We start from the raw sequence: 24,947 nt of genomic DNA on the forward strand, positions 1-24,947 counted from the left end.
ATACGTTCTATTTAATATAAACATCTGGAATGTAATGACCTTAGTTTGCTTGTGTTCTTTGGGTGAGTCTGTGTGATGCTTTAATGCACTAATGTATCCTGAATCAAGTGAAATCCGCATAAAAAAGACCGGTTTAATACCGGTCTTTTTCTCTCTTAAGCCTACGATAATCATTTATTCAAAATGAATGACCGTACGGATTGATTTACCTTCATGCATCAGGTCAAAAGCTTCATTGATCTGATCTAATGGCATGGTATGAGTTACAAAAGGTTCAAGCTGAATTTCACCTTTCATTGACTGCTCTACCATTCCTGGTAATTGTGAACGGCCTTTCACGCCACCAAAAGCGGTACCCATCCATTTACGCCCTGTGACTAACTGGAATGGGCGGGTTGAAATTTCTTTACCTGCACCGGCTACGCCAATAATCACCGACTGGCCCCAGCCACGGTGCGCGCATTCCAGTGCTGAACGCATGACATCAACATTACCGATACATTCGAATGAATGGTCTACACCCCAACCGGTCATTTCCACAATAACCTGCTGGATTGGTTGATCATAGTCTTTTGGATTAAGGAAATCTGTCGCACCAAACTGTTTCGCCAGTTCAAACTTATCTGGATTGGTATCTACCACAATAATACGGCCTGCTTTTGCCTGGCGGGCGCCCTGTACCACAGCAAGACCAATACCACCTAAACCAAATACTGCAACACTATCACCTTCCTGTACTTTGGCAGTGTTATGGACAGCACCAATGCCTGTCGTCACGCCACAGCCCAGCAGGCAGACATGCTCATGGTTAGCTTCAGGATTAATTTTTGCCAAGGATACTTCAGCAACTACGGTATATTCAGAGAATGTTGAACAGCCCATGTAATGGTAAATTGGCTCGCCGTTATAAGAAAAACGCGTAGTTCCATCTGGCATGACACCTTTACCTTGGGTCGCCCGTACAGCAACACACAGGTTGGTTTTTCCAGATTTACAGAACAAGCACTCACCACATTCAGCAGTATAAAGTGGAATTACGTGATCACCTGGTTTCAGACTGGTGACACCTTCACCCACTTCAACCACTACACCTGCACCTTCATGACCCAGGATTGCAGGAAATACACCTTCAGGGTCCTCACCAGACAAGGTAAATGCATCGGTATGACACACACCTGTATGGCTAATTTTCACCAGTACTTCACCTGCTTTTGGTGGAGCAACATCCACCTCAACAATCTCTAAGGGTTGGCCCGGACCAAACGCAACCGCTGCACGTGATTTCATGTAAAACTATCCTTTTTTTGCTGGTTTACAGATGACTAACAGTAACCTCTTTCTATTCGTAGATTCAACTATTAACATCGGGAGTTAAGGAATAAAAAATCCTATAATCAATGGAAGATCAATGACTAAACCTTCACCGTTTATCTGTTTAAGTGTTTTTACTTTAACCCTCATGATTTCTGGCTGCGAACTGGCTCCCAACACTGCCAAAGATGCAGAAATTACTCCAGCCCAACCCGCGCAATGGATAGAGGGTCAATTTTCAAAACAGCAGATTCATGAAGGGAAAACTGCTTTTTTACCCTTATATGACGGCTTTATAAGCATGGCGGCACGCCTGTACCTGATTAATAAGGCCCATCACCATCTTGATCTGCAATATTATATCTGGAAAGATGATTATATCGGTAACATGATGTTGGCCCAACTGTTAAAAGCTGCGGAGCGTGGAGTCAAGGTACGGTTACAGATTGATGATCAGAATGGTACGCAGCTAGATGACAAATTGCTGGCCCTAAGCCAGCATCCAAATATTCAGGTAAAGCTTTTTAATCCCTATAAATTTCGTAAATTACGTGCACTTGATTATGGTTTCCGGATGAAACAGGTTAATCATCGCATGCATAATAAACTGATCATTGCTGATGGGACTGCAGCAGTGACTGGTGGTCGTAATATCAGCAGTGAATACTTTGATGCCAGTGAAGATTTCCAGTTTACCGATGTTGATATCTTTTTTACAGGTCAAAGTGTAAATGCTGCGAATCAGACCTTTATCAAGTTTTGGAATGATGATCTTAGTTATAATCTTCAGCAGGTGCTAAATGATGCAGGCAATCCTGAAATGCTCAAAAAACTCAAAACTGAGTTTGCGCACGAAGATGTTGATGAAACTGAATTAAAACGCCGGGTCGGAATAGCCGAGAAACAAGTCGAACAGCAATTGAAAAAACAGCCCATTCAGTGGGCACCTGCTTATTTCGTTGCGGATACTCCCGCTAAAGCACGTCCCCATGCAAAAAATGGCGATTATATTTATACCCATATGCTCGAACTCATGGGTGAGCCCAAAAAACATCTGGAACTGGTGTCTTCATATTTTATTCCAACACAAGAAGGCACCGACTATTTAACTCATCGTGCTCAACAGGGCGTCAAAATCAGAATCCTGACCAACTCTTTTCAGGCCAATGATGTGGCTCTAGTATATGCCTATTATCAACAATATCGTCAGCAGTTACTGCAAAACGGCATCGAACTCTGGGAATTTAAACCTTATATTGTCCGGCCTGAACGTACCTGGTATGAAGTCATGACTGGAAATATTATTCCAGCAAAAAATAAAAATAGCTCAAGCTTGCATGCCAAATTCTTTGATCTGGATGGCATGGTATTTATTGGCTCCTTCAATTTTGATCCTCGTTCAGCTTTTTTGAATACTGAAGTCGGCCTCGTGATCCAGTCTGAAGATTTCCAGAAGGAAATTACTTACGCGATGGATCAGTATTTGCCACGTATCGCTTATCAGCTCAAGCTGAATGAAAAAAATGAAATCATTTGGCTGGAATATCAAAAAGATGGTCGTATCATTCAACATTTACATGATCCAGACACTACAAAATTCCAGCGCTTCATGATGAATCTTGTGACCAAATTTCCAGGTGAGTGGTTAATGTAATGACAAACACATTGCGATTTAATGACAAAAATTATTTTAATGAATAAAAATCATAAATGAAATTTCATTTTTTGAGTAATCACCTTTTTCTCATTCCAATCTATTTCCTGTGGGAGGAGAGATTTTCAATATTAATTAAATTCTTATACTTATATTTATTAGTTTTTTTCTTATACATTAATCAGCTCAATCACGACAAAGCTTTTACCTCCTCCCTCGATTGCTTTAAAATTACACTTTTCCAATCTTTTGCGATTATTCGCCCTCACTCCCATGCAATTTTTTGATTTAAGTCGCCAGTTTAAGTTTAGTGACATTCTGACGCCTGTTAAAACTCTCCATGATTTATCCCAGCAAGAGTGGTATCTGGCCAAGATTCGGGTTGAACATGACTGTCTGTCTGAATCCGTTACGGTCGAGGGTCAGGTAGTTTTAAAATCGAATGAAAATATCCAGCTCGAACTGGAATGGCTGATTCAGGATAATGGCTATGAGTTACAGGTTTTATTTAAAGGTGTAGAAACTGAGGCTACTGATGAGGCCGTCATTATATTAAAAGGTGCTCAACTGGTCGATGAACAGCAGCAATTACTCTCTGCACAAGCTTTGAGCTTATGGATTGATGGTAGTTTATTACCGATGTTACCTGAAATCCGCCGGGAGATTAAATCACGTTTAAACTTGTGGGATTATGTCGAATACGATGGCTAATCGCCTGCTGCCATTTTTCAAAGAGCCATTTGGCTCTTTTTTATAATCTGAAACATATTTTAGATTGGTTAAGGGCTCTTTACGTTCAGCCACATCTGAAGAAATATAGCAGGTGGAATCTTGTATTCGAGTTTTAAAATGGACCAAAGGCAATCAGTTAATCTGATGCAGCTTTCATCATATTCGGGATATTCAAATTCATAGCTATCGTTGGGTCGAATATCCAAATATGTGAATAATAAAAACCAAGTTACTAAGCGTAAGTTAATTTCATATTTACAGTTTTAAACTTTTCTCGCTATTTCATCTGAATACTGAATTAAATATTAAATCAGCCCCACATGCTTAAACATCAATCTGTAACTTTCGGCTTTTTTCTCTAAAGAAACCGGATAAGCGCGGGAAGATGAAGGCATACGATATAAATACAGATCACGTCCGGAAAAATGAGCCTGACTTGGGTGATCAATGCTCGGTTTGACCGTACCTTCAGGCATGGACAACATCATAGTATCTGTAGCCTTATCTCCAGTAGTCATAATATGATTGCACTGCGGCATTTGACTAAGCAGTTGCTCGATATTGGTGGGCACGACAATTTCCAGAAATTTGTCTGAAGCATTACCTTTTAAACGCCGGATCTGATAACCACTGTCAAAGATTGCAATTCCCCTTTCTTTCAAAAACTCCCGGATTAAATTTTCCTTAAACTTTTTGTTGGATAGATCTAAAAAATAATCTTTATTATTAAAAAAAATCAGTCCAAAAATCCGCCACATATCATTTTGATAGTTTGGATAATAAAAATTCATTTTCCAGCGTGTGGCAGGTGGCGGAAAACTACCCAACATCAGCAATTTGGCATTGGGCGGTAAAAATGGCGGTAACGGATGGGTTTCAATATCGGACATAGGATTAACTAAATTGAGAGATTTTTACTATTTTAGAATGCCTTCTGAATCTTGCCAGCCACTTCTTGTCCCCAAAGTGTATAAACTTCCTTACTCGGGTGAAAACCATCTGCAGCCATTTGTAAATTCATGGCACGGTATTTTTCAATATCGTATTCAATCCATTGCATATTTACCTGCTGATTTACAAATTTTTCCAGTTGCAGATTCATCTGTTTGGCATATTGGCCAAATAACCAGGCTAAAGGATTAGGCAGTGCCGGGAACATATTCATGGGGGGAACACCGGCAGCAATAACCAGCTTCGGACTAAATTTTTGCTGGATTTTGCTATAAAGTTGTTGCTGTTTCTGAATCCAGACTTCTGCAGACATGAGCCTAGTTACATCATTGACCCCAACTGAAGTAACAATTACATCATAATGCTGGACTTCCATCTGGTCCAAAGTACGCAGTACATTCGAGGTGGTATCACCGGTTTTGGCTTGCAACTTCCATTCAACCTGAAAGTCATTTTTCAGTTCATGCAGAATTGCACCCAGTAATGCATCATCCTGATGTTCTACGCCTACGCCTGCTGCCGCGGAATCTCCTAAAATGAGCAGAGACAGTTTTTTGCCTGTTCCGATTTTTCCTTTACGCGCACCTTCGGGTTCCGGAAGCCTTAAGGTATTTTTCTTAACGCGACTACCTTGAATGACAAGTGCAGGAATCAAGGCAATGGTGGCGGCTTTCAGCAACATAGCAGGCTATTTTATATAGAGATATATTTGATTTTACCTGAGTTTGCTCTTTTGAACTATTTCCTCAGCAGTCACTTTAGATGAATAATCACCTAAATTTGACTAAGATAGGATTCTTACAAAATATAGGCTTAGATATCTTTATTTTATCTTCGATAAATAATAAAAAATCCCGCTAAAAAGCAGGATTTTTACAAGCTCACTTATCAGGTTTTATAATCATTCCAGCGATTCATACGCTTGAATGTTCCAACATCATTGAAACGTACACCTACTTCTTTCATCACTTTATGCGCCGTTTTGGATGTCAGTTGACGGATATAAAATGGCTCCTTGACCACAAAATGATGAATGGCATGAGTTGAACCAAAATTACAGCAGAATAACTGGAACGGAACCATCCACCATGGATTGAGTACCTGGGTTTGTTTGATCACATCACGTGGATCAATATCGCCATAATAATGCATATTTGAACTGACAAACTGCAAGCTAAAAGAACGGATAAAGTTCGGAATCACCCAGATGACTGCCAGCAGATTTACGATCGGCATAGCATCGACAATGCCTTGCGACCAAAGCATCTCATAACCGAACAGTGGTGTAACTGCATTTAAACCATGAAAGACCACAAACAGATAGCACAATCCATAATAAATAATGCTGAGTGGCAAAAAGCCGAGTAACTGGGAGATCATGGCAATTTTACGTTCTTTTTCAGGCTGTTTTTCCAGAAAAAGATGAATCATTTTAAACATCTGAAATGGACGCAGATACACTGACATTAACTGGTCACTAATCACCAGAATTCGGCGAATGCCCCAAGGCATACCATTACTGATGCCACGTTCTTCCAGGTCATGTTCAGTGCCTGAATATTTATGATGATGCAAATGTAAACGACGACGTGCCCAGGGACTAATCGTGTTTGGACGCGCCAGCCAGACAAGTGCCAGCATCAGATGATGGGCCCAAGGCGTTTTCTTGAAATACATATAATGAATCAGGTCATGTTCCAATTCATGCGTTAAAGATGCAAAAATCGCGATTAAAGGAATGGTAAACCATGCTGAGAGATAACCCGTTCCATATGCTACTGCGCATGTAATCATACCTGCCCACGCCAAGCCTAGAATACTTGCACCGATAAAATTCTGATGTTTAAGTATGGGATAACGAGCACGCACCTCTTCCCCAGCCTGAATAACGATACTTCTAACCTTGGAGATTCGCTGCTGGTCAGTCATATCGGAAGATGTAGACATATGGACAACCTTTGATTTTTGAACAGTTGTACATTAAAGGAAATTCTAGAAAAAAGAAGTTATCTTTCCACTTTTGAAGCGAGTATGTCTAAGTTTTGGACAGTTGAGATAATTCTTTAAATTGGAGGGAATTATGAAAATTGAGAGATTATCTTTTTCATGAAATCAACAGTCAAAATTAGTCGAATTAACTGGTCATTAATCATTAAAGTTTTTTAAGGTTTGGCTGTAATATCGTTATCATAAAAAGAGAAGCATTCTCGCTTCTCTTTTTAAATATCTAAAATTGCTTTTAGCCCAATTTATTTACCAGTTTAAGTGGTAATACTTTCATGGCTAGACCAAGTGGCAACCAAGGCCATTTCGGTACATAGGCTTTAACTGGCGCTTTTTCAATTTCTGCTGCCAATAAACGTGAACCAGTTTTCTCATCTACTTCAAAAGGTAGCTTTTTCGCCCCCTCATTGATTTCAGTCCGAATATATCCTGGGAAAATTGTAGTGACTTTAATTGGCGTATCCATCAGCTCAGCACGAATGCCTTCCGCTAAATGAGCCACGCCGGCCTTACTTGCGCCATAAGCAGTCAAATGTTTTGGCATACCACGCATGGCACTCATGGATGAGATCATGACCAGATGGCCAGAGTTTTGGGCGCGGAAAATTTCCACTGCAGCTTCACATTGTGCCAATGCCGAAATAAAGTTGGTTTCCACTGTAGCTTTATTGATGGCGAAATTACCTTTACCGATGCGGCGACCTTCACCCACACCTGCATTCACGATAATCCGGTCAATGGTGCCGAAGTCTTCTTTAAAAGCGCGGAAAACTTCAAAAACCTGATCGTAATCGGTGACATCCAGTGTTTTGGCAATGACTTTAATATTATATTGGCTTTCCAGTTCCTGCTTTAAGGTTTCCAGACGATCCAGGCGACGTGCACAAATCGCCAGGTTATAGCCTTTCTTGGCAAATTCACGTGCCATACCGGCACCGATCCCTGAACTTGCACCGGTAATTAAAATTGTTTTAGCCATGGGTTTACCCTATTCCTTTATTTTTTTACAGTAGTATTCGATATGATTTAGATCCAGGTCAGCAATTCCGGATGCTGTGCCTTGATAAAATGATGTTCATTTAAACTGAGTAGTTGCGGTTCATTACCTACCAGCCGCAGTGTCGTAATACTGGTATTGGTAATCGCCCAGTTCAAAGCAAAGGTTTTTTCTGGGCTAAGGCCCAAAATTTTGCCTACAGCCACAGAAATCACGCCACCTGAGGTATAAACGACTGCATAACGTGGGCGGCTTTTGGCCAGCTGGTCACACAGATTTTGCAAACCGGTTTCCACACGGTCTTTAAAATTCGGCCAGGATTCATCATATTCATGGTGGTAATCATCGCCGGTCCAACGTGCAATCGCACCGGTAAAAATTTTGCTGAGGTAATCCCGAGGATTTGCATGCTCTGACACGTCCTGTTTGAGCAATTCAGGCTGATTAAAACGCGGTTCATAACGTGCAAATACCTGCTGATGATTAAATTCATTCCAGGCACTATCCGTCAGAATCTCACTTTCCGGAAAACATTCTTCCAGAGATAATTTTGCTGTCTGTTGATGACGCTGCATGGAGCCTGCAACCACATAAGGTGCTTCTTTCAGAATTTCATCAAAATAGCGGCCCAAAAGCTTTGCCTGTAACTCGCCATTGGGCGAAAGCTGATCATAACTTTCTGCGCCAAAAGAGGCTTGGCCATGCCGGATCAGGTAAATAGTGGTCATTTTGGCATTATCTCTTTAAATTTCAGAATATATTTCTGTGCGATCTCATTAGCTTCCAGTTTTTGGCTGCCAATCAGTTTTAAAGCACGAATATGCAAGGCATGAATTATCACCCAGAAATCCTTAAAGGCCGGATTATTGGTTTGTTTGTGGTAATAACGATAATAAATCTGCTGGGCGATGACCGCGAGGCGGAATACACCAAACACCTCATAAAATGTCCAGTTCTCAGGCTGCAAACCGGTTTTTTCAAGATAGTAATCTACGACCTCTTTACGGGTAAACATACCTTTTAGATTGGTTGGCTGACGACGAGTCGCTTTAAAAATGGCATTATCGGTATCTTCTACCCAATAGGCCAAGGCAGAACCCAGATCCATCAGCGGATCGCCGAGAGTGGCCATTTCCCAGTCCAGTACACCAATCACTTCAGTCGGATTCTCTGGATCCAGAATGAGATTGTCAAAACGCCAGTCATTATGAATGACGCAGGTTTTAGAGTCGGAAGGAATATTTTCATTAAGCCAGTTGCGTACATATTTAAAAGATGGAACATTTATGGTCTTGGCTTTCTCATAACGATTATCCCAACCTTCTACCTGACGGCGGCAATAACCCTCACCTTTGCCCAACTTTTCCAGCTCGGTGCCTGTATAAGGAACCTGATGCAATTCGATCAGTTTATCAATCATATTGATACATAATGTCCGAATATCAGACTCAGTCAGTTGCAATTCAGGTGGCATTTTGGCGCGTGGAATAATGCCTTCGATGCGTTTCATCACATAGAAGTCACAGCCAATCACCGATTCATCCTGACAAAGCGCGACCATTTCAGGTACGACCGGATAGTACCCAGCCAAAGCTTTCTGCACATGATATTCACGTGCCATATCATGGGCTGATTTGGCTTTGGTGCCTTGTGGCGGGCGACGTAAAATTAGATCGGCATTGGCATACTTTAGACGATAGGTCCAGTTTGAAGCCCCACCTGAATATTGAGTCACTTCAACGGGGCTTTCAACATTGTTACCGTTTTGGATTAACCATTCGGTAATGGCCTGTACATCCAGTTCTTCACCTTGACGAACTCTTCCACCAACATCAATAACCGCCATAATGTTTCCTCAAAATTTTTTAATACGTTTCAATCTTCTTGTTAAAAAACCAGATTACTTTTTGCGACGAGTACTGTAGCCACGTTTTGCCAGTTCCAGTTTGGCAATCATGCCTTTATGCACTTCATCCGGGCCATCGGCCAGACGTAAGGCACGTGCCTGAGCAAAGAATCCTGTCAATGGCGTATCCCGAGAGACTCCGGCACCGCCGTGGATCTGGATCGCCATATCGACCACTTTTTCCAGCATACTTGGCGCAACGACTTTAATTGCAGAAATTTCAGTCAATGCAGCCATATTCCCTAAAGTATCCATTTTATAGGCAGCATACAAGGTCAAAAGACGCGCCTGATCAATTGCAACCCGTGCTTCCGCGACACGCTCCAGGTTGCCGCCAAGTTTTAAAATCTCTTTGCCAAATGCGCTGCGGCTCATACCACGGTCTATCATCAACTCCAAAGATTTTTCCGCCGCACCAATACAGCGCATGCAATGATGAATACGACCTGGTCCTAAGCGACCTTGAGCAATTTCAAAGCCCTGACCGGCACCACCAATAAAATTTGAAACAGGGACACGGACATTATCAAAACTGATTTCGCCGTGGCCATGTGGTGCATCATAGTCACCAAACACTGGCAGCATACGTTCGATTTTAACGCCGGCAGTATCTACCGGAACCAGAACCATCGAATGCTGATGATGACGGTCTTTTGTTTCATTTGGAGTATGCGCCATAAAAATAATGATTTTAGCATTCGGATCACCCAGACCTGATGACCACCATTTACGACCATTCAGAACAATCTCATCACCTTGAATTACCGCCGTTGCCTGCATATTGGTGGCATCACTGGATGCAACTGCAGGTTCAGTCATACAAAAGACCGAACGGATTTTTCCTTCTAAAAGTGGCATCAACCATTGCTGTTTCTGTTCTTCAGAACCATAACGCCATAAAACTTCCATATTGCCGCTATCAGGCGCATTACAGTTAAATACCGTTGGCGCAATCAGGCTACGGCCGGAAAGTTCCGCGATATGTGCATATTCCTGAACCGACAGGCCTTGACCAAGTTCTGGACAAGGAAGAAACATATTCCAGAGGCTTGCAGCTTTGGCTTTGGCTTTTAAATTTTCCAGTTCTACAGGCCATTGCCATTTGGTCCAGTCTCCCCCTTGGTTCAACTCGTGAACCTGCTGCCAGAATTCAGCTTCGACCGGTTCAATTTCTTCAGTAATAAACTTTTTAGTTCTGTTTAAATAATCCTGTGCATATGCTGAAAGTTCAAACATTGATTCATCTCTCTAAATATTCTAATTCATACTCTTTACAACACCTTAACCCAAATTCTATTATGAACAAAATGATTTTAACCCATATAATATTATGCATAGTATTCATTCTAAAACCGTGATGGATCTTCGAAATTTCCATCGTATTGACATTAACCTTTATCCACTTTTTATTGCGATTTATGAGCAAAATAGTATTTCTAAAGCTGCACAGATTTTATCAGTTAGTCAGTCTGCTGCCAGTCACGCGTTGCAACGTTTAAGACAGCATTTACAAGATGATTTATTTGTGCGCACCGGTAGCAAAATGCAGCCTACCCCATTTTCAGAACAGATATATCCTGGAGTAAAAAACGCACTTTTTGCGATTCAAAATATTTCGATTCAGCATCAGCAGTTTAACCCTGAAATGATCCAGAGCCTGAAGATTGCGGTTCATGATGAAATTGAGCCGATGATTTTTCCTAAACTGGTTCAGCACTTTCAGCAGCTTAGCCTCGATATTCAACTTAGCAGCATGAAGCTGGATCGTAAAAATATTGCAGCAGATCTGGCGTCTCAGCAGGTCGATTTCGTCATAGATCTGGAACAAAATATTGCTGAAAAAATTCAGTTTGAGCGCCTGGTACAAGATGAATTTGTAGTATGTACACAATTGACAGAAATGAGTGAACAGATTTATCTTGCCTCCCCTCATATTGGCGTGTCCTCACGTCGTACTGGGGTTTTAGTTGAAGATATTTATTTAAATCGGAAACAGTATTCACGGCAGATTTTTTTACGTTGTCAGCATTATTCAACTGCACTACAAATTTTGCAGCAACAAAAAACAGCTATGTTGACTATTCCTAAAAATGTATTGGCACATTTACAACTGGCTTCTTGTCTTAACGTTTTTAAAGTTCCTGTAGAACTGCCTGAAATTAATATGGGTATGTATTGGCATAAAGATTTACAAGAGAATAAAAGATATCAATTTTTGAGAAGTGAAATCTATAAAATTTTTACTTAGGCTATTTAAAATATTAATTTTTGATGGCCGTGGATTTATCTTATCAGCAGAAAAATATACTTAGGCTATTTTAGTCGGTACAAAACTAAACACTAAGTGATTAGCTTTTAATCCGTAGATCTACTGGCTTTGCTCTAAAATGACCCAACTTTTAGCTGTGTTCTCGCAGCTGTATCTTGCTGATTTGGATCTCGCCCTTGTTAAATCTCTCCACCAGCTGGCAAATTGTGCTGGGTCTAGTACTGCTGTGTTTTTCCTATTATCTGCTGCACAAAATTACGGTCTATTTAAAAGACATATTCCGTCCCTTTAAGAAAGGTAAAAAATATTGGTGCCGCGTAAAAGCTGTGAGTGATGGGGATACACTCACCTGCTACCGTTTTAATATCCGTCGCTCTGAAACCAAATTACGCTTTGCTTTTGTAGATGCACCAGAATCTAGTCAGGCCTATGGCAAGGAATCACAGCGACTAGTCAAAAGTATGGTGCATAATAAAATGGTTCGGGTAAAGATTACCGACATTGACCGTTATGGCCGTTGCGTCGGGGTGGTCTACCGCTATCGTAAAAATATCAATGAAGAGATTGTTAAACGTGGTGCAGCTTGGGTTTATGAGGAATACATTAAAGATAAAAACCATTTACGCTATATGATTGGACTGCAAGATAAAGCTAAGAAGCAGAAGAAGGGCCTTTGGAAACATACTCGTCCTGTACGTCCAAGTGTTTATCGCAAACAGTTAAAATCCTCAATTTAATTTTTTTATAATAGATTAATTGCAGCTAAAAAAAGTGATCAGGACATCCAGATCACTTTTTTCATCTTGGTTTTAATAATTTAGTAAGCTAAATGCACCATAAAGCGGAATGCACCGGCAATCACTGCCAGCGTTAAAAATCCCGCTAGCCATAATCCTACAAACCATAATACCTGTTTGCCTTTCATGACCGCTCCTTAATGATAGCCATCATCGCCGACCCTGACCTTATGCCGGAATACCCAATAGGACATACCCGTATAAATCACAATAATCGGGATCAGGATCAACGCACCAATCAAAGTGAATAACTGGCTATTTTCATGCGCTGCTGCCTGCCAGATGGTCACGCTTGGCGGAATAATATATGGCCACAGGCTGATTAAGAAGCCAGTATAAGCGAGGAAAACCAGCACCAGCATATAGGTAAATGGACCTAATTCACTGCGTCTCTTACAGGCACGCAAAGCCAGCCAGGTAAATAGCAGAACCAGAATTGGAACCGGCATAAAATACGTAAGTTGAGGCTGGCTAAACCAGCGTTCAGCAATTTGCGGATGGGTTAACGGCGTATATATACTCACACCGGCCAGGATGATCAGCAAGGCAATAATCAGCTTTGGCATCAGTTTAAACATTCGATCCTGCAAGTCATCTCCAGTTTTATAGATCAGCCAACCACAACCCAATGCTGCATAGAGTACTACCACACTAATACCAGTAAAAATACTAAATGGACTAAGCCAGTCCAGACCACCTCCGACATAGACACCGTTCCGGGTTTCAATGCCCTGAATATAGGCTCCTAGAATCATGCCTTGCAGAAAACTGGTAAGTACAGAGCCGCCTATAAAGGCTTTATCCCACCAATGCTTGCTACGGTTTGCCTTGAAGCGGAATTCAAAAGCCACGCCCCGGAAAATCAGAGCAATCACCATCAGAATAATTGGCATATACAATGCCGAGAGTACGGTTGAGTAAGCAAGGGGGAAAGCTGCAAATAGCCCGGCACCGCCCAACACCATCCAGGTTTCATTACCATCCCAAACCGGAGCAACAGTATTCATCATGACATCACGTTCATCCTGATGCGGGAAAAAAGGAAACAAGATACCGATTCCCAGATCGAAACCATCAAGAATGGTATATACCAGTACACCAAGACCAATAATCGCAATCCAGATTAATGATAAATCAATCATTTTTTATCCTCCTGATCCGGTTGTTCAGGAACTTCTTCAATACGCTCGCGAATACTACTTAATGGTCGACGCGAAGCCTGAACCACATCGCTATCTGTTTCATGATGCGGTCTGGAATGAATGAACTCTGGACCTTTGTGCATAAGACGTAACATGTAGTAGATCCCGATGCCAAATACCACACAGTAGACGACTACAAAAATTATCAGGGTTAGCCCCACCTGTTCGGCGGATACCGGTGACAGTGCATCCTTGGTCCGCATGATGCCGTAGACTACCCAAGGCTGACGGCCGACTTCCGTCGTAAACCATCCAGCCAGCAAGGCAATAAATCCGGAGGGACCCATAATCAAGGCAAAACGGTGTAATGCGCGGGACTCATAAAAACGACCTCGGTTACGTGCCCACGCCCCCCATAATGCCAGTAACAGCATGAGGACTCCCAGACCGACCATGATCCTGAAGCTCCAGAAAACGATTAATGAATTAGGCCGGTCTTCAGGTGCAAAATCTTTGAGTCCTGTGACCGTTCCATCCATTGAGTGAGTCAGAATCAGGCTCCCCAAGTTCGGAATTCCGATTGCATATTTGGTTTCTTCAGCTTGCATATCGGGAATCCCAAAAAGATATAAAGGCATGCCTTCATCATGATTGGTTTCCCAGTGCCCTTCTATTGCGGCCAGTTTCGCTGGTTGATGCTCAAGAGTATTAATACCATGCATATCACCAATAACCACCTGCAATGGCGCAAGTACCAGAATCAACCACATTGCCATAGAGAATGAAGTTTTAACCAGTGGATCACGACGTCCCTTGAGCAGATGCCAGGCTGCTGCAGAAGCTACCAGCAAAGCAGAAACCAGAAAAGCAGCTGTACCCATATGTGCCAGACGATAAAGGAAAGAAGGATTAAATATGATAGCAATCCAGTCTTGCGGGATAATCAGGCCATTTTCTATTGCAAAACCGTGTGGAGTCTGCATCCAGCTGTTGGAAGATAAAATCCAGAACATGGAAATACAGGTTCCAAGCGAAACCATCAAGGTCGAGAAAAAATGTGCCTTCGGTCCCACTCGTCCCCAGCCAAATAACATGATGCCGAGAAATCCGGCTTCCAGAAAGAAAGCGGTTAAAACTTCATAGGCCAGTAAAGGTCCGGTGACACTACCCGCCACCCGTGAAAACTCACTCCAGTTCGTTCCGAACTGATAGCTCATGACCACGCCTGAGACTACACCCATCCCGAATGCAACAGCGAAAATTTTCACCCAGAATTTGAACAGATCCTGAAAAATCGGGTTTTTGGTTTTGAGCCAGCGCCATTCCAGAATAGCCAGAAAACCGGCCAGCCCAATTGAAATGGCAGGAAAAATGATATGAAAAGATACAGTAAAGGCGAACTGTATTCGTGCTAACTCTAATGCAGTTAAACCCAGAGTCATAAGCTTCACCTATGTATTGTTATTTGGCATCTTTGCCTTACAATTTTTAAGTCATGAATTCTTCTAGTGACATGGCTAGCTTAGGCGCGACCATTATAAAAAGTATGTATTCTTTTGTTGGTTATTTTTTAATCATGTTAAACCATGTAACTATAGCTAGCAAAAAGAACATGCTTAATCATTTTAAAAATCCCCCCTTGAGCTTTAGATAAAACAGGCGTAAATTAAGCAAAAATTAGTTACCCAGGTTAACTATATGTTCTATCAGACTTCCAGATTTCGTTCCTTGTTGTTGCGGTGCGCACGACTCATGAGTGATGAGATCAATACTATTTTATTATCCTCTCAGCTCAATTACTCCCTATGGCAAGTGCTTTACATCATTCAAGCCCACCAACAATGTACATTGGTTGATATTTCAAGCTATTTGAATGTGTCGAAGCCCGGTATTACCAAGCGGATTCAGCAACTGGTGGAGCTGGATCTGATCGCCCAGATCGAAACTGAAGATAAGCGTCAAAAACTATTCAAACTGAGTGAACAAGGCATAGAAACCTTTGCCATGTGTTCCAAGCAGATTGATGCATTTGAAGATCAGTTACTTGAACAGATTGAGGCAAATGATCTGCAAAAAAGTAAAACCACCCTGGTACAACTTATTCAGCAGTTACAACCTAATTCTCAGGAAAATTCATGATGAGCCAAGAACAAGAAGCGCCTTTATGGACGCCCAACTTTATCCTGATCAGTCTGGTAAATTTTCAACTGGTTCTGGTGTTTTACTTGCTAGTGATTGTCATCGTCGGTTACTCGGTTGCTGAGTTAGGTGCGTCGACTGCTCAAGCCGGTCTGGTATCCGGTCTGTTTATTGTGGGTACGTTATTTGGACGATTATTGATTGGAAAATTACTGAATCGTCTAGGTTTGAAAAATACTCTTGTTATTGGTTTGACTGGTTTCCTTCTTTTTTCCGGACTGTATTTGATTCCAGCCAAGCTGGAGGTTTTATTAGGGATCCGGCTGATACACGGTTTTATGATGGGTATGGCTTCTACTGTACTGGGTACAGTGATTGCACAGACCATTCCTGCCACCCGGCGTGGTGAAGGAATTGGCTATTACAGCATGAGCAGCACCCTTGGCACAGCGATTGGTCCCTTTGTCGGAATCTGGCTGATGACAAATTTTAATTATCAGGTTATTTTCATCTTTACCAGTATCGTTGCGCTCAGCTGCCTGATTTGTGGCTTGTTCATCCAGCCACCACGCCTTAAGGCAAGTCATTCATCAGCAGATTCTACCTCGCAAAGCACCAGCAAACTGGCTCAGTATATTGAACCGAATGCCCTACCGATTGCACTGATTGTACTGCTGGTGGCTACTTCTTACTCAGGTGTACTGTCCTTTATTCATTTTTATGCCAAAGACATTAATCTGGTCGAAGCAGCATCATTCTTTTTCTTAATGTATGCCTTTGCCATTTTGCTTTCGCGTCCTTTTACCGGCCCGCTCATGGATCGTAAAGGCGAAAATATCATTATCTATCCTGCCATTGTGATTATGGCACTGGGGATATTGCTACTCAGTCAGGCGCAAAACTCTGTGATGTTACTTGCCAGTGCTGCCTTGCTTGGTTTTGGTTTTGGTAATATCCAGTCGGTGTGTCAAACCATTGCGGTGAAAAGTACGACATTGCAGCGTATGGGACTCGCAACCTCAACCTTCTTTATTGCCCTGGATGCCGGTCTTGGTTTTGGCCCTTATTTCTTGGGTATTCTGCTGGATCAGATTGGTTATCGCCAGCTTTATCTGTTCTTGGCACTGCTCACCCTGAGCTGTCTGGTCTGGTATTACCTTGTGCATGGCCGTAAAGCAGGAAAAGTACAGCCTTCTCATTAAACACTTTTAAAAGCGCCGGCTAAACCGGCGCCGGTATTCCAACGGCGTCAGACCGGTTTTTTTATGAAATAAACGGCGGAATGAACTTGGATCCTGATAGCCGACATTTTGCATGATCACATCCACAGCTTGATCGGTTTCTTCCAGTCGTTTACGGGCAGCTTCAATTCGGATCGCTTGTAGATACTGATTGGGCGGTATGTCTAAGGCTTGTTTAAAGCGTCGAATCAGGGTTCGGCCAGTCACATTAAACTGCTCTGCCAGCTGGTTCAAACTAAAATCTTCATGAAAATGCTGCTCTAGCCAGTTCTGGATTTTTTGTACCAGTTCATCATGGTGCGGCTGGCCAATATTCAGCAATGAATAAGACAACTGGCTATCTCTGCGGTAATCAATTACGAAAGATTTAGCCGATTGCATGGCCACCTCAAAGCCATACAAGCGCTCAATCAGATGCAAACCCAGGTCAAACCAGGCCAGGCCTCCACCCGCGCAATAGATATTCTGATCCCGGCTAATCATCAGATCGGCATTCAGTTTCACCTTAGGATAGCGTGAACGGAACATTTCCTGAAAACCCCAATGCGTTGTTGCAACTCGGTCATCTAAAATGCCTGCTTCTGCCAGAAAGAAATTTCCGGTACAGTTTCCTGCAATTAAAGTCGCATCTGCATGTGCAGATTGTAAAAAATGAATCAGTTCTGGATTCTGTTGCAATACATCCTGAATCGGTGCGGCAATAGTCGGCACCACCAGAATATCAGCAGTTTGAATCTCTTGATAAGAAACATGTGCCTGCAACTGCAGCCCATTGATACACCGAATCGGGTGTCCATCCGGACTGGCGATACTCACCTTAAACAAGCGCTTTACATCCTGCTGCTGGATCCGGTTCCAGCTTACGCCAGCCATGGAAAATAAATCGACCACACCCGTAATGGCTGAAGCCAAAGCGCCATCAAAGCCTAAAATCACCACCTGTTGCATATTTTTCTATTTGTCACTTTTCACCCGATTCATGTCATTATTGACAATCCTCCTCAATAAAAGCAACTGCTAGTCTTGATGCTATCTCAAGGATTAAACATTCAGGATAGTACCGTGACTCAACTGATGAACGATAAAGATCTTCATTTCCAGCTTTATGACGTATTCAAACTTGAAGCGCTGACTAAACTGCAACGCTATCAGGATCATGACAAAAATACTTTCGACAGTATTCTGGAAACGGCAAAAGGTATCGCGACTGATTATTTTGCACCGCATAATGCCAAAGCTGATCAGCATGAACCGAACTTTGACGGCAAACAGGTCAAAACCATTGATGAAGTGAAGACAGCTTGGCAACAGTTTGCCGATGCCGGCCTGCTCTGCGCCCAGCATGATTATGCAGATGGCGGCATGCAACTGCCCACTTTGGTGAATATGGCCTGTAATACTTATTTCATGTCGGCCAATCCGTCCACCGTGGCTTATTCTTTTCTAACAGCAGCTGCGGCGAACCTGATACAAGCTTTTGCCTCCCCAGAACAAAAGCAAATATTCCTACCGCATATGTTGAGTGGCCGCTTTGCTGGCACCATGGCCATGACCGAACCGAATGTAGGTTCCTCTTTGGGCGATCTGACCACTAAAGCGATTCCTCAGACAGATGGAATTTATAAAATTAAAGGCCAGAAAATGTTTATTTCGGGTGGCGATCAGGACATTAGCGAAAATATTGTGCATCTGGTCTTGGCGAGGATTCAGGATGCGCCGCAAGGCGTGAAAGGAATTTCCCTGTTTATCGTACCAAAACTCAGAACTCATGAGGATGGTTCCCTCGGTAAAGCTAATGATGTACAGCTGGCTGGCTTACTGCACAAAATGGGCTATCGAGGTACCACATCCACAGTTTTAAGCTTTGGAGAAAATGATAATTGCTTAGGCTATTTAATTGGTGAACCCGGTCATGGCTTAAAATATATGTTCAAGATGATGAATGAAGCACGTGTAGGTGTCGGTCTGGGCGCAGCCATGATTGGTTATCGTGGCTATCTGGAATCTCTGGATTATGCTAAAAACCGTCCACAAGGCCGTCCAGTTCATGAAAAAACACCTGACTCGAAACCAGTGAATATCATTGAACATACCGATGTCAAACGCATGCTGCTGGCGCAAAAGTCGTATGTAGAAGGTTCGCTGGCACTTTGCTTATTTGCAGCCCGATTAATTGATGAACATCAGGCAGCTCAAGATGAAGATAGTGCAATTCTGCTTGATCTCATCACCCCGGTAGTCAAATCTTTCCCTTCTGCCTATGGTCCGAAAGCCAATGATCTGGCCATTCAGGTCTTGGGCGGCGCGGGTTATACCCGTGAATATCCAGTGGAGCAATGTTATCGTGATAACCGGCTCAATCCGATTCATGAAGGAACTTACGGCATTCAATCTCTGGATCTGCTGGGACGTAAACTCTGGCAGCACAATGGCAAAGGGCTCAATCTGCTCATGCAGCGCATCCAGAAGACCTTGTTAGAAATTCATGAACCTAAGATAGTGGAACTGGCAGAGATCTATAAACAGCATCTTGCCACTGTGCAAAAGACTACACAGATTTTAGGCCAGGCCTTGCATCAAGGCAAAGTCAGTGAGGCTTTGGCCAATTCAGGACTGTATCTGGATATGATGGGCAAAACTATTATATCTTGGCTATGGCTGGAAATGGCGAATCAGGCTCAACTCAAGTTTGGGACATCTTCGCAGGCAGAAGATCAGACTTTTCTGGCAGGGAAAATTCAGGCAGCTCAATATTTTATTCGCTGGGAACTCCCTGAAATTGAGCATCAGGCCAAATTACTGATGAATCTCGATGATACTTGCCTGAATATGCAAGCCGACTGGTTCTAGGCAAAATTCATCAAAAAATGCGCCTTTATCGGCGCATTTTTATTTTGTAATTCATTAACCGATAGAGTCATTTACACCAAATTTTTTAAACAGCTTGGCACGCTTGGAAGGCAAGATATTGGCCTTGCTTAAATCGCCCTGATAATGCTGATATACCCGCTGATCCATGATTTTGTACCATAAAGGTGGAATCAAGGCTGGAATCAGCATGGTTGCATAACCGCTCGGTAATTCTGGCGCTTCATCAAAATGTCGCAACGCCTGAAATGGACGGCTTGGAAAGGCATGATGGTCAGAATGGCGTTGTAACTGATACAAAAACAGATTAGTCACAATATTATTATTGTTCCAGCTATGTTCCGGCAAGGTTCGCTCATAACTGCCATCCGCTTTCTGTCCGCGTTTTAGTCCGTAGTGCTCGATATAATTCACAATCTCAAACAGGCTGACGCCATAAAATGCCTGTGTCAGTGTATAAGGAATAATTTTCTTGCCATACGCCTTCAGCATCAAGGCATGATAGCCAGCACTCATGGCCCAACCATGAAACAGTTCATTTTCCTGACTAAAGAATTTCAGTCCTTTACGCTCGAGCCGTCTTTTTTCAATCTGGATTGCAGATTTTAATCCGCCTATTACGGTACGTGGCCAGAAACGGTAAAAAGATTCACCCATTTTCGAAGATGCCGGATCTTCAGGCGTGGCCACCCGTTTATGGTGTCCATAAGGATGTTCAATCCGGAAATGGTTATAGCCCAAAGGCATCAGGCTGGCATGAGACCAGTAATGGTCTTTTTTCTGTGGACGATGGCTGAGTTCATGTGCGGTATTCACGCCCACCCCATTAATCGCACCCATAGAAACTCCCAGCAGTATCTGATCCAGCAAAGACACATTTGGCCGGCTTACGACATAGCCGGCAAAGGCATTGGCTGCCATTTGCAAGGGAATAAATGCTTTTACAATGCGGTCATAATAAGGATCGTTAACCAGTGCCTTGATCTGCTCATCATTTGGATTATTGGCATCATCGCCAATCAGTGCGTCCAATGTCGGAATGATTACATGCAGTAATAAAGGCCCGCCCATCGCAAAGATTTTTTGAGTGGCTTTGGGACCAAAATGATAACCAGCCAGAATTCCCATTCCGATCACAGGCAGACCTGGGCTGAGCAACCAGCCAAAACGTTTTTTATCCAGCTTTACACCTTTTGGTGCGTACGCTTCCTGCGTAAACTGCGCTTTCTGGATTTGTGCAGGGGCATTCATTGCGACCTTCCTTTTTTATGTTACTCTGCACTTATAGTTGAATATTTCAGCAGCAGCGAACAGTATTCAACGTCCAGAAAAGCTATGTCAGCGTCTTTGGCACATGCTGCCAAATTCTGGCCTATAATCACAAAGTTAAAAAATTTATTGTCAATTAAATGAAATAAAACAGAAGAATAGAGCTAGGCATGGATGCTTTAAGTAAAATTTTTGATGATATTCATCTGGAAAAATCGGAATATCTTTATCTAAATGTGTTTCATCCGGGCGGCTTTGACTATCAGCATGAGCCTTTTATGCTGGCCTATATCCTGTTACAGGGACAGGCCCAATTAAAGTTCATGAATGGTGATTGGCTGGAGCTGCAACAAGGTGATCTGGTGCTATTACCAGCAGGTTCCGCCCATCATGTTTCCTGCCCAGACAATGCCGATTTTTCTGCACGCTGTGCGATTAATCCTTATTTTCAGAGCCATGCACAGCAATGTGTCGATCTCAATGGGGAAAATTCTACGGAGCATAGCTTCATACTGGCCATTCGTTCCAGCCTGGATATCCAGATGGCCAAACCTCTTTTGAGTGCCTTACCTAAATACCTGCATATTCAGCATATTCTGGGTGATACGGCGCCGGAATGGTTACAGGTCGGCTTGCAGTTTCTGGCACTGGAAACCCAGCAGCTTCGTCCGGGACGTGACAAGATTCTGGATCATCTGGTCAGTATTTTACTGATTGAATGCGTGCGTGATTATATTTTAAACCTGGAAAATGCCTCGAGCTGGCTGAATGCTCTCTCACATCCGGAATTATCTAATGCACTGGCGGCGATTCATGGCAAACCTGAACAGTCCTGGACCGTAGAAAGTCTGGCCGAACAGTGTCATATGTCACGTTCCAAATTCGCCCAGTTGTTTACCCAGATTGTCGGTGAGCCGCCTCTTGCTTATCTGCAACAGCACCGCCTGCGCCTCGCCGCGCAATATTTGAGAAATAGTGGATTTGGTATCCAGCAGATCGCTTATCTGGTTGGTTATTCATCCGAGACGGCATTTAGTCAAAGTTTTAAAAAACAGTTTGAACAGACGCCGACCCAATACCGGCTGAATTCTCAGAAGAATCAGTCTATATTACCAGACTAAAATTACTAGACTAAAGCCAGTACCGCTTTGACCGGGTCTTCACTATTACCAGAAAGCAGCTGCTTGTGCATGGTAATATGCTGCATGACTTGAGTCTGCGCCACTTCAATATCCATTAACTTTTCAATTTCAGCAGCCAGATTTTCCGGGGTAGCATCGGACTGAATCAATTCCTGAATCACTTTTTTGCCAGCAATGATATTTGGCAATGAAAAATAAGGGATTTTTACCAGTAATTTGGCAATTTGATAAGTCAGCCAGTGCAGTTTATAAAAAGTCACCATCGGACGGTGCAGCAACATCGCTTCAAGCGTTGCAGTTCCAGACGCCAATGCGATGATATTCGATGCATTCATCACCTGACGGCCAATTTTGGATTCAGCGCTGGTATTTTCCATCAGACGAATCTGGGCCTTTAGGCTCTCAGGATAAGTGGCCAGTAAACTTTCGATTTGCTGCTTCCGTGCATCATTAATGGCCGGAATCAAAAAGGTATAATCCGAATATTTTTGGTGCAGAATATTGGCGGCATCCAGAACCAAAGGGCCTAAACGTTCAATTTCCCCACGGCGGCTGCCCGGCAATAAGGCAATATATTTCTGATGTGGATCGAGGCCTAATTCTGTTTGAGCATCCAGAATTGGATTTTCAAGCGGTAATTGGCTAGCGAGCGGATGTCCAACAAAAGCTGCCGGTACATCCCATTGTTTGAAAAAGGCTTTTTCAAATGGAAATAAGCACAGTACCAGATCAATACTGGCTTTAATGCCATGCACACGACCTTGACGCCATGCCCAAACCGAAGGACTGACGTATTGCACGGTTTTAATCGGTAACTGTTTTTGTTTAATGGTTTTCGACAAACGCAGGTTAAAATCAGGCGCATCAATCCCGATAAAAATATCGACCGGATCTTTAGTCCAGGTTTCCACTAGACCATCACGAACAGCAAAAAGTTTTTTAATATCTTTTAAAACTTCGACAATGCCCATCACCGATAAAATATCCATCGGATAATAGCTTTTAAAACCTTCCGCGATCATTTGCGGACCACCGATACCTTCAAATTCAACATTAATGCCTTGCTCACGAAAACGGCGAATCAATTTTGCACCAAGCGTATCTCCAGAAACTTCACCGACCACGATTCCAATTTTAAGTTTTCGATTTAGCAAGTGGGTTTCCTCTCAAATCCGCATGGAAATTTATTGAATCGGGATTCTAACATAATCCTGTCGCTATTCCGGAATAAGCTTAAGCATCTTCTAATTTTAAGAAACTCACCGTTTAGAATGACTTAGTCAATGATCGAGCTTGCATAACAAGAATTAAATCGACATTTATAGGTACATTAAATTAGACAGAAATGGGTCAAATCGGGCAGTTAAAATCAATCATCATATTCGCACTTTATACACAACCCGGTGAATAAACATGAAAGATCACCTAATATTTTCATCTAGCTTTATCTTTTTTATGCATAAGCAAATCAATAATCAAGACAACGACTTATATCCAAAAGTCATAAGATATGCTCGTTTTTTGATTTTGGCATATATGCATGTTTGGTCCGATTGAATTTATTTTAGCAGGCGTTCTGGTAGGTTTTTGTGTAGGTGTCACCGGTGTGGGTGGTGGTTCATTGATGACGCCAATTCTCATCAGTTTATTCCGGATTGAACCGCATATCGCGATTGGTACTGACCTACTCTATGCCGCGATTTCTAAATTCTGTGGCTCGTTTGTGCATGCCAAGAAAATGAATATTGTCTGGCCGATTGTGATCTGGCTGGCTGTCGGCAGTATCCCCGCTTCTTTTGCAACACATTGGGTTCTTGATAACTATCTGAGCCAATCAACGCATTACAAGGCCGTCCTGACCCTGGTATTGGGTTTTATGCTGACCATTACCGGCTTATCTATTCTGTTTCGCACCCAGATCGAAAATCTTTTCAATAAATACAGAAAACAAGAACTGCCTGACATGACGCAGGATCTGGAAAAAGTAAAACTGCAAGCTAAAGATAAGCGCGTAGCCATTATCATTATGGGTATTATCTTGGGCATATTTGTCACGCTCTCTTCAGTGGGGGCCGGTGCATTTGGTATCATGGCTCTTGTAGTGATGTTCCCGAATCTGCCGATGATTCGTATCATTGGCTCAGATGTTGTGCATGCAGTTTTACTGACTCTGGTTGCAGGTCTGGGTCATATGTCTTCAGGCAACGTCGATTTCATGCTACTCATGTGGTTATTGGTGGGTTCTATTCCAGCGATTATTGTCGGCACTTTACTCAGTTCACGTATGCCGGAAAAACTGATCCGCAAAATTTTAGGTATCACCCTATTTGCCCTAGGTGTAAATTTCATGATTAATCCAGTGAAATCAAAACCGGCCCAACCTGCTGAAACAGCAATGATAATCATGAGTCAAAATTCACAATCTGTTTAACTTAACTATCCGATTCATCACTTTTTTTTCAAAGAAATATTCATCTTTTTTATAACAAAGTGACGCATCATTCATGTTATATTCGGGCTATTAA

The 24,947-nt window shown here is 42.5% G+C and carries 23 protein-coding genes; 9 read left to right on the forward strand and 14 right to left on the reverse strand.

Translation table 11 applies throughout. The annotated features are described in order from the left end of the window. Nucleotides 1-174 precede the first annotated feature (174 nt). Nucleotides 175-1,287, reverse strand: coding sequence for an S-(hydroxymethyl)glutathione dehydrogenase/class III alcohol dehydrogenase (locus AY607_RS14545; protein ID WP_064095363.1), 1,113 nt, complete (start codon nucleotides 1,285-1,287; stop codon nucleotides 175-177). Nucleotides 1,288-1,408: 121 nt separating this feature from the next. Between AY607_RS14545 and AY607_RS14550 the strand changes: the two genes are divergently transcribed. Both AY607_RS14550 and AY607_RS14555 read left to right on the forward strand, forming a co-directional pair. Further along, the gene (locus AY607_RS14550; protein ID WP_064095362.1) at nucleotides 1,409-2,965 is read left to right on the forward strand and encodes a phospholipase D family protein; all 1,557 of its coding nucleotides are present in this window, start codon (nucleotides 1,409-1,411) and stop codon (nucleotides 2,963-2,965) included. Between the two features lie 273 nt (nucleotides 2,966-3,238). After that, nucleotides 3,239-3,676, forward strand: coding sequence for a hypothetical protein (locus AY607_RS14555; protein ID WP_064102931.1), 438 nt, complete (start codon nucleotides 3,239-3,241; stop codon nucleotides 3,674-3,676). A gap of 326 nt (nucleotides 3,677-4,002) precedes the next feature. Here the strand turns inward: AY607_RS14555 and AY607_RS14560 are convergent, their stop codons facing one another. From AY607_RS14560 to AY607_RS14590, 7 genes are all read right to left on the reverse strand, one after another. Then, nucleotides 4,003-4,587 (reverse strand): uracil-DNA glycosylase family protein, encoded by a 585-nt coding sequence (locus AY607_RS14560; protein WP_064102932.1) that lies wholly within the window; start codon nucleotides 4,585-4,587, stop codon nucleotides 4,003-4,005. Between the two features lie 32 nt (nucleotides 4,588-4,619). Next, nucleotides 4,620-5,330, reverse strand: coding sequence for an SGNH/GDSL hydrolase family protein (locus tag AY607_RS14565; protein ID WP_064102933.1), 711 nt, complete (start codon nucleotides 5,328-5,330; stop codon nucleotides 4,620-4,622). A 206-nt stretch (nucleotides 5,331-5,536) separates the two neighbouring features. Next, on the reverse strand, nucleotides 5,537-6,595 hold the full coding sequence (locus AY607_RS14570; protein ID WP_064102934.1) for a fatty acid desaturase: 1,059 nt from the start codon (nucleotides 6,593-6,595) through the stop codon (nucleotides 5,537-5,539). Between the two features lie 292 nt (nucleotides 6,596-6,887). After that, nucleotides 6,888-7,631, reverse strand: coding sequence for an SDR family oxidoreductase (locus AY607_RS14575; protein WP_064102935.1), 744 nt, complete (start codon nucleotides 7,629-7,631; stop codon nucleotides 6,888-6,890). A 47-nt stretch (nucleotides 7,632-7,678) separates the two neighbouring features. Beyond that, nucleotides 7,679-8,377: a histidine phosphatase family protein gene (locus tag AY607_RS14580; protein WP_064102936.1), complete on the reverse strand. Its 699-nt coding sequence runs from the start codon at nucleotides 8,375-8,377 to the stop codon at nucleotides 7,679-7,681. Further along, nucleotides 8,374-9,495, reverse strand: coding sequence for a phosphotransferase family protein (locus AY607_RS14585; protein ID WP_064102937.1), 1,122 nt, complete (start codon nucleotides 9,493-9,495; stop codon nucleotides 8,374-8,376). Before AY607_RS14585 ends, AY607_RS14580 begins: the two co-directional genes overlap by 4 nt. Nucleotides 9,496-9,549: 54 nt before the next feature. Next, complete coding sequence (locus AY607_RS14590) at nucleotides 9,550-10,791, reverse strand: acyl-CoA dehydrogenase family protein (protein ID WP_064102938.1); 1,242 nt, start codon at nucleotides 10,789-10,791, stop codon at nucleotides 9,550-9,552. A gap of 94 nt (nucleotides 10,792-10,885) precedes the next feature. Between AY607_RS14590 and AY607_RS14595 the strand changes: the two genes are divergently transcribed. Together AY607_RS14595 and AY607_RS14600 are read left to right on the forward strand one after the other, a co-directional pair. Continuing rightward, entirely contained in the window at nucleotides 10,886-11,803 is a 918-nt protein-coding gene (locus tag AY607_RS14595) for a LysR family transcriptional regulator (RefSeq protein WP_064102939.1), read from the forward strand. Nucleotides 11,804-12,000: 197 nt separating this feature from the next. Next, nucleotides 12,001-12,561, forward strand: coding sequence for a thermonuclease family protein (locus AY607_RS14600; RefSeq protein ID WP_064102940.1), 561 nt, complete (start codon nucleotides 12,001-12,003; stop codon nucleotides 12,559-12,561). 80 nt (nucleotides 12,562-12,641) lie between these two features. Here the strand turns inward: AY607_RS14600 and AY607_RS14985 are convergent, their stop codons facing one another. From AY607_RS14985 to AY607_RS14610, 3 genes are read right to left on the reverse strand one after another with little or no spacing between them, the layout of a single operon-like run. Continuing rightward, complete coding sequence (locus tag AY607_RS14985; protein ID WP_144724873.1) at nucleotides 12,642-12,749, reverse strand: DUF2474 family protein; 108 nt, start codon at nucleotides 12,747-12,749, stop codon at nucleotides 12,642-12,644. A 9-nt stretch (nucleotides 12,750-12,758) separates the two neighbouring features. Further along, on the reverse strand, nucleotides 12,759-13,763 hold the full coding sequence (cydB, locus tag AY607_RS14605) for a cytochrome d ubiquinol oxidase subunit II (protein WP_064102941.1): 1,005 nt from the start codon (nucleotides 13,761-13,763) through the stop codon (nucleotides 12,759-12,761). After that, nucleotides 13,760-15,205, reverse strand: coding sequence for a cytochrome ubiquinol oxidase subunit I (locus AY607_RS14610; protein WP_064095351.1), 1,446 nt, complete (start codon nucleotides 15,203-15,205; stop codon nucleotides 13,760-13,762). The genes cydB and AY607_RS14610 overlap by 4 nt, the downstream gene beginning before the upstream one ends. A gap of 256 nt (nucleotides 15,206-15,461) precedes the next feature. On the opposite strand from AY607_RS14610, the gene AY607_RS14615 reads away from it, so the two are divergent. Beyond that, nucleotides 15,462-15,902, forward strand: a complete 441-nt coding sequence (locus AY607_RS14615) for a MarR family winged helix-turn-helix transcriptional regulator (protein WP_064095350.1) — start codon at nucleotides 15,462-15,464, stop codon at nucleotides 15,900-15,902. After that, the gene (locus AY607_RS14620) at nucleotides 15,902-17,104 is read left to right on the forward strand and encodes an MFS transporter (protein ID WP_064102960.1); all 1,203 of its coding nucleotides are present in this window, start codon (nucleotides 15,902-15,904) and stop codon (nucleotides 17,102-17,104) included. The genes AY607_RS14615 and AY607_RS14620 overlap by 1 nt, the downstream gene beginning before the upstream one ends. Before the next feature lie 6 nt (nucleotides 17,105-17,110). Here the strand turns inward: AY607_RS14620 and AY607_RS14625 are convergent, their stop codons facing one another. Then, nucleotides 17,111-18,091, reverse strand: coding sequence for a GlxA family transcriptional regulator (locus AY607_RS14625; protein ID WP_064102942.1), 981 nt, complete (start codon nucleotides 18,089-18,091; stop codon nucleotides 17,111-17,113). Nucleotides 18,092-18,169: 78 nt separating this feature from the next. On the opposite strand from AY607_RS14625, the gene AY607_RS14630 reads away from it, so the two are divergent. After that, nucleotides 18,170-19,993 carry an acyl-CoA dehydrogenase gene (locus tag AY607_RS14630; RefSeq protein ID WP_081408826.1) on the forward strand — a complete coding sequence of 608 codons (1,824 nt, stop codon included), beginning with the start codon at nucleotides 18,170-18,172 and terminating at the stop codon, nucleotides 19,991-19,993. Nucleotides 19,994-20,047: 54 nt separating this feature from the next. Here the strand turns inward: AY607_RS14630 and AY607_RS14635 are convergent, their stop codons facing one another. Further along, entirely contained in the window at nucleotides 20,048-21,262 is a 1,215-nt protein-coding gene (locus AY607_RS14635; RefSeq protein WP_064102944.1) for an alkane 1-monooxygenase, read from the reverse strand. A 188-nt stretch (nucleotides 21,263-21,450) separates the two neighbouring features. On the opposite strand from AY607_RS14635, the gene AY607_RS14640 reads away from it, so the two are divergent. Further along, nucleotides 21,451-22,401, forward strand: coding sequence for an AraC family transcriptional regulator (locus tag AY607_RS14640; RefSeq protein ID WP_064095346.1), 951 nt, complete (start codon nucleotides 21,451-21,453; stop codon nucleotides 22,399-22,401). A gap of 5 nt (nucleotides 22,402-22,406) precedes the next feature. Here AY607_RS14640 and lpxB read toward each other — a convergent pair whose 3' ends face one another. Further along, nucleotides 22,407-23,576 carry a lipid-A-disaccharide synthase gene (gene lpxB / locus AY607_RS14645; RefSeq protein WP_064095345.1) on the reverse strand — a complete coding sequence of 390 codons (1,170 nt, stop codon included), beginning with the start codon at nucleotides 23,574-23,576 and terminating at the stop codon, nucleotides 22,407-22,409. Between the two features lie 386 nt (nucleotides 23,577-23,962). Here lpxB and AY607_RS14650 point away from each other — a divergent pair, with 386 nt between their 5' ends. Then, nucleotides 23,963-24,853, forward strand: coding sequence for a sulfite exporter TauE/SafE family protein (locus tag AY607_RS14650; protein WP_064102945.1), 891 nt, complete (start codon nucleotides 23,963-23,965; stop codon nucleotides 24,851-24,853). The last annotated feature ends 94 nt before the right edge of the window (nucleotides 24,854-24,947 follow it).

Origin of the sequence: Acinetobacter sp. SFA, from assembly GCF_001647535.1 — a bacterium.
Lineage (GTDB): Bacteria > Pseudomonadota > Gammaproteobacteria > Pseudomonadales > Moraxellaceae > Acinetobacter > Acinetobacter pecorum.